This window comes from Ralstonia sp. TCR112 (genome assembly GCF_007997035.1).
Lineage (GTDB): Bacteria > Pseudomonadota > Gammaproteobacteria > Burkholderiales > Burkholderiaceae > Ralstonia > Ralstonia edaphi.
This window is the reverse complement of sequence record NZ_VOSS01000056.1, coordinates 1-1,107: the sequence shown is the minus strand read 5'-3', so window position 1 is coordinate 1,107 and position 1,107 is coordinate 1. Positions and strand designations below refer to the sequence as shown.

Sequence of the window (1,107 nt, the reverse complement as noted above, 5' to 3'; positions counted from 1 at the left end):
CACCACCGGGTGGGGACCGGGAACATTGCGGTCCGGCGTTAGCGATTGCGCGTTCAGGCCAGGTGCCGCCAGCGCGGCCACCGCACTGATCGTCAGCGCAGATGCCCGGCGGCTGGCACGGCCTCCCGTGTCACGCCCCTTGCCTGTGCTCCTGGCCGTTTCCTCCACGGCAACCAGCATGCCGCGCACGGCGTTGAAGACAGTTCGATAACACTTGGCGTTCATGATGTTTTTCTACTGACACGGCAGACGGCAACAGCGCGCTAGCGCACGATTGAACGTGCGCAAAGCAGGCTGGGAATGGGGCGACGACTGACAGCAGGCGCGCGCTTGTTACAGCGTGGGCTGTTCCGATTCAGGCCAGGGGGCGGGCAGCGCGTGGCGCTGACCAGAAGGAGCGCTGGGACGAATGCCCAACAAGGTGACGACGCGCGACAGCACGCCTGAGATCTCGTCTCATGCGAAAGCACTCCCTGCCCCGTTTTGAACGGGAACGAAACCCCGACCGGCCTCACTCTGTCTGTTGCAGAGCGATTGCCTTTTTGCTGTTTGCGCGGATGATAAACGAAACGACTCTATCGAAAATCAATAACTGCAACTTCGATGCAAATGCGCGACGTTGTATGTAATTTAGATCTGAATTCAGCGATATTGAATTCAGATTAATTGAGATTTCAGAACATGATTCCGGGAGGGTCCGGAAGCACTTTTCGTCCTTCCGTGGCACACATGACCCCGCATCAGCGCGCAGCCATGACACGCGCAGCGACAGCACTGCGCGATTCAATCCCAAGCTTGTCCAGCACACGCCCAACGTGGCTGCGCACCGTCCAGTAGCTGATGTTGAGCGCCTTGGAGATCTGCTTATCCGACAGGCCCTTGAGCAGCAGTTCGCACACCTCGCCTTCACGCCGTGTCACCTTGAACGTCTGCTGGAACCACGCCCCTGAGCCCACGGTATCGGCCGTCAGATACAGGCGGTGAACGATGCGGCCATCTGCGGCGTGTTCGAACTTTGTGCAGAGGTCGAACCCCGCCCATTGCATCGGCTCGCTCGCGCCTAGGGCGATCCGGTTCAACAGCTGCAGCAACCCTTCGCGCTCGATG

Annotated in this window: 2 protein-coding genes; both read right to left on the bottom strand. The window is 59.8% G+C overall.

Translation table 11 applies throughout. The features are described 5' to 3' along the window. Window positions 1–225 (bottom strand): ESPR domain-containing protein (locus FUT88_RS26750; RefSeq protein WP_261797180.1); only part of this gene is annotated, 225 nt, incomplete at its 3' end. A 515-nt stretch (window positions 226–740) separates the two neighbouring features. Next, on the bottom strand, window positions 741–1,107 hold a 367-nt coding region (locus tag FUT88_RS15155), incomplete at its 5' end, for a helix-turn-helix domain-containing protein (protein ID WP_147216336.1).